This is a genomic window from Streptomyces sp., from assembly GCF_050698815.1.
Taxonomy (GTDB): Bacteria; Actinomycetota; Actinomycetes; order Streptomycetales; family Streptomycetaceae; genus Streptomyces.
In genome coordinates, this window is sequence record NZ_JBOHCV010000013.1 from 1 (window position 1) to 4,615 (window position 4,615).

The following is a 4,615-nucleotide window of genomic DNA, read 5'->3' on the forward strand; positions in this document are numbered from 1 at the left end:
GGCCTCCTCACGTCGGCCGGCGCCGGATCGCGACGGCCGCGGCGTCGTCACCGAGGCCGCCGTGTGCGTGTGCGAGCAGGTCTTCCCGCAGGTGTGCGATCAGGTCGTGCGGACTGTCCTTGGTCCAGGCCGTCGCCCGCTCGGCGAGCGGATAGAAGTCCCCGGTGTCATCGCGGGCTTCGGTGACGCCGTCGGTGTAGAGGAGCAGCAGGTCACCGGGATCGAAGGGGAGCGCTTCGACGTGGTAGCGGGACGTTGCGGCGAAGCCGCCCAGGCCGACGGGCAGGTCGGCCGGCTGGGTCGGGCAGGGCGTGACGGTGCCCCGGCGCAGCAGCAGGGCCGGGGGATGGCCGCAGTGGATGGCGTGGACCACCCAGTCCTCGTCGGGAACGTCCAGCAGGATGAGGGTCGCGAAGGATTCGTCGGTGTCCAGGTCCCTATCGGCCGTCCACTGACTGGTGTCCCAGCGGATGGCGCCGTCGAGGTGGATGGCGAGCCTGGTCAGGGTGGCCTGCCGGTGGGCCGCGGCGCGGAAGGCGCCCAGCAGGAGGGCGGCCTGGCTGTAGGCGGGCAGGCCCTTGCCGCGTACATCGCCGATGAGCACGCGGGTGCTGTTCACGGTACGGGCGGCCGCGAGCAGGTCGCCGCCCATCTCGGCCTCGTCCTCCGCCGCGAGGTAGAAGGAGTCGATCTCCAGCGGGCCGCTGCGGCGAGGCATGGGCCGCAGCAGTACGTGCTGGGCGACCTCGGCCACCGACCGGGTCTGCTCCAGCTGCCGGTCGCGTCTGCCGCGCAGCAGGCAGAAGACGGTGGTGAGCACCGAGACGAGCACCAGTGCGGCGATCTGGGCCTCGAGGTTCTCCGTGTCCAGCACCCCTCGTGCCATGCTGGTGGAAACCTGTGCCGCGACCGCGAGCGCGCCGATCGACGCCGTCAGCCGGGGCCCGGCGATGGTCGCCGTGAACGCGGGCGCCGCCACGAGCAGCGGGCCCAGGTGGATGTTCGCCGGGGCCGGGATGTCGACCGCCATGACCGCCGCGATCCAGCAGAGCGGTATCAGCAGCAGCGCGGGATGGGCTTTCCCCGCACCCCTCAGATCCACCAGCCGGTGTGCTCGCACCTCTTCATGTTCGCACCGGCGTGACCGCCCCGCTTCTCAGGGCTTCAGGACGGCGACGGAGCGTACGGGCAACGTCGCCGATCGCGATCAGTCCTGTCCGGGGGTGGTGCCCGGCAGGGCGGTCGCCGCACGATGCTGGTTGCACCTCTGTGGGATGACGACGAGGAGAACTCGGTGACCGGACAATCCACGGCGCTCTCGTACACGAGCGGGACCGCTACGACGCCGTTGCTCGGCGACACCATCGGCCGCAACCTGGACCGGACCGCCGCCGCCCATCCCGACCGCGAGGCACTCGTCGACGTCGCCGAAGGCCGGCGCTGGACGTACGCGGAGTTCGTCGCCGACGTCGACCGGCTCGCCCGCGGGCTGCTGGCGCGCGGCATCGGCAAGGGGGACCGGGTGGGCATCTGGGCGGTCAACTGCCCGGAGTGGCTGCTGGTGCAGTACGCCACCGCGCGGATCGGGGCTGTCATGGTCAACATCAACCCCGCGTACCGTACGCACGAACTGGCCTACGTGCTGCGGCAGTCGGGGGTGGAGATGCTGATCGCCTCGACCGCGTACAAGTCCAGCGACTACCGCGCGATGGCCCGGGAGGTGGCCGGCGAATGCCCCCGGCTGCGGGAGACGGTGCACATCGGCACCTCCGGCTGGGACGCGCTGGCCGGCGCCGGCGATGATGTTTCCGAGGACCGGCTGCGCGCGGTCGAAGCGACGTTGAGCTGCGATGACCCGGTCAACATCCAGTACACCTCGGGCACCACCGGATTCCCCAAGGGCGCCACCCTCTCGCACCACAACATCCTCAACAACGGCTACTTCGTGGGCGAACTGATCAGCTACACCGAGCAGGACCGGGTGTGTCTGCCGGTGCCCTTCTACCACTGCTTCGGCATGGTCATGGGCAATCTCGCCGCCACCAGCCACGGAGCCTGCGTCGTCATCCCGGCGCCCTCCTTCGAGCCGGCGGCCACGTTGCGCGCCGTCCAGGACGAGGGCTGCACGTCGCTGTACGGGGTGCCGACGATGTTCATCGCGGAGCTGGGTCTGCCCGACTTCGCCTCCTACGACCTCTCCACTCTCCGTACCGGGATCATGGCGGGCTCACCGTGCCCGGTGGAGGTCATGAAGCGGGTCGTCGCCGAGATGCACATGGCCGAGGTGGCCATCTGCTACGGGATGACCGAGACCTCGCCGGTCTCCACCCAGACCCGCACCGACGACGACCTGGAGCGGCGCACGGAGACGGTGGGAAGGGTGCTGCCGCACCTGGAGGTCAAGGTGATCGACCCGGCCGGCGGCGTGACCGTGCCGCGCGGCGAACAGGGGGAGCTGTGCACCCGGGGCTACTCGGTCATGCTCGGCTACTGGGAGGAGCCGGAGCGGACGGACGAGGTCATCGACGCGAGCCGCTGGATGCACACCGGCGACCTCGCGGTGATGCGCGAGGACGGCTACGTCGCCATCACCGGCCGCATCAAGGACATGATCATTCGCGGCGGCGAGAACGTCTACCCGCGCGAGATCGAGGAGTTCCTCTACACCCATCCCAAGATCTCCGACGTGCAGGTGGTGGGCGTACCCGACGAGCGCTACGGCGAGGAGATCCTGGCCTGCGTCATCCCGGCCGACCCGGCCGACCCGCCCACCGCGCAGGAGATCACCGCGTTCTGCGACGGCCGTCTGGCGCACTACAAGATTCCGCGGCGGCTGCGGGTCATGGCGGACTTCCCGATGACGGTCAGCGGCAAGGTCCGCAAGGTCGAACTGCGCGAGCCGGCGAGCCGGGAGGAGGAGCCCGCCTCCGACTGATGCCACACGCGCAGACCGGCCCGGCCGGCCCGGCCGGCCCGCGCGGTGCAGCACGCCGCCCCCGTCCGAGGACCCGGACGGGGGCGGCGCTTGGTGCTGGGACGAGTCTCCAACCGGGGTGGAGGGAGGCTCAGATGATGCTCACACCGTAGGCGCTCATCGCCTCGGTGACCGGCTGGAAGAAGGTGGTGCCGCCGGAGGAGCAGTTGCCGCTGCCGCCCGAGGTCAGGCCGAGAGCGGTGCTGCCGGAGAAGAGCGAACCGCCGCTGTCGCCGGGCTCGGCGCAGACGTTGGTCTGGATCATGCCGGTGACGACGCCGTCGGGTCCGTAGTCGACGGTGGCGTTCAGGCCGGTGACGGTGCCGCCGTGCAGGCCGGTGGTGCTGCCGCTGCGCTGGACGGACTGGCCGACGAAGGCGTTGCCGGCGCCGGTGATCTCCTGGTACGAGCCGTTGTAGAGGTAGACCCTGCCGTCCGCGGCGGACGGGTTGGAGTGCTGGATGATGCCGTAGTCGTTACCGGGGAAGCTGCTGCCGGCCCTCGTGCCGATGGACCAGGAGCTGCCGATGTTGGTGCAGTGACCCGCGGTCAGGGCGAACTTGGTGCCGCTGCCGTTCTGCACGTTGAAGCCGAGCGAGCAGCGGGCGCCACCGGTGGTGATGGCTTCGCCACCGGCGATGAGCTTGGTGAACTTGCCCTTGGTGCGGTTGATCTCGAGGGCGCCGACGTTCACGCCGGCTTCCTTCTTGATCTTGGCTACCTCGGCCTTGGAGACCGTGCGGTCGACCGTGACGACGACCTTGTCGGCCTTCTTGTCGATGTACCAGGCGGTGCCGCCGACGTGGGCGGTGCGCAGGGAATCGGTCGTGTCGTCGAGAGCGGCGGCACTGAAGGTCTTCGGGGCCGGCTGAGCGGTTGCTCCGGTCGCGGGGACGGCGATTGCGGCGGTGGCCGCGAGGCCGGCTGCCACGGCGATGAGCCGCGCGCGTCGTGCGATGGTGCCGTGGGGGGTGGGGAGCTTGATCCTCACTTTTCCTCCAGTTGTGGGGAACCGGGGGCCCGTTGGGTGGGTGGGCCCGTGAGGCGCAGGCAGGAATCCGCCGCGTTAATCGGCGTGCCCCTGACAAGCGCTGAAGGGGAGTATTCGGCCAGCGGTCGCGTCTGGCAAGACCCTGTTTCGAGGGCGATCGGGCCAGTTGGAACCCAATAGGGCACATGTCGATGTAATTCGCCACCAGGTTCAAGTCCTCTGTTCGATCGCTCCTGCCGCCGCTGCCGCACCGTCGGCCGGCCGGCCGGTTTGCGCCCGCGGTCATTCCGGCCGGGGGTCCCAGCGGAAGCGGCGGACGGCGACGATCGCCCCGGCGATGCCCCAGCCGAGCAGCACCCCGAGGTTCATCCAGGCGAGCGGGCCGTCCCCGGTGAAGGCGCCGATCAGGGACTCGTTGAAGGGCCTCACCGGCAGCACCGCGGTAACGCTGTTCAGGATGTCGGAGTCGATCGGCATGTACGTACCGGAGACGAAGACCAGCGGGAACAGGACGAACTGCACCACCGCGGGCGCCGCTTCGGCATTGCGGATCAGGGAGGCCACGCCGACGCCCAAGGCGCAGAAGCCGGCTGCACCGAGCACCAGCACGACGGTGATCGCGGGCCACTGAGCGGGCCCGGGCAGCGGCA

At 70.1% G+C, this 4,615-nt stretch carries 4 protein-coding genes; 1 reads left to right on the forward strand and 3 read right to left on the reverse strand.

Features of this window, described 5'->3' with window-relative positions; all coding sequences use genetic code 11:
* Nucleotides 1-7: 7 nt before the first annotated feature.
* Nucleotides 8-1,120: a PP2C family protein-serine/threonine phosphatase gene (locus ACRDP3_RS00365; RefSeq protein WP_431514746.1), complete on the reverse strand. Its 1,113-nt coding sequence runs from the start codon at nt 1,118-1,120 to the stop codon at nt 8-10.
* A gap of 132 nt (nt 1,121-1,252) precedes the next feature.
* Here ACRDP3_RS00365 and ACRDP3_RS00370 point away from each other — a divergent pair, with 132 nt between their 5' ends.
* Complete coding sequence (locus tag ACRDP3_RS00370; RefSeq protein ID WP_431514747.1) at nt 1,253-2,935, forward strand: AMP-binding protein; 1,683 nt, start codon at nt 1,253-1,255, stop codon at nt 2,933-2,935.
* A 130-nt stretch (nt 2,936-3,065) separates the two neighbouring features.
* Here ACRDP3_RS00370 and ACRDP3_RS00375 read toward each other — a convergent pair whose 3' ends face one another.
* Together ACRDP3_RS00375 and ACRDP3_RS00380 are read right to left on the reverse strand one after the other, a co-directional pair.
* Entirely contained in the window at nt 3,066-3,965 is a 900-nt protein-coding gene (locus tag ACRDP3_RS00375) for a S1 family peptidase (RefSeq protein WP_431514748.1), read from the reverse strand.
* A gap of 282 nt (nt 3,966-4,247) precedes the next feature.
* The coding region (locus tag ACRDP3_RS00380; protein WP_431514749.1) for an ABC transporter permease at nt 4,248-4,615 on the reverse strand (368 nt) is incomplete at its 5' end.

Coding starts and splice junctions, on each gene's coding strand:
- ACRDP3_RS00370 (WP_431514747.1), top strand. CDS start 1,253: ATGCTGGTTGCACCTCTGTGGGATGACGACGAGGAGAACTCGGTGACC.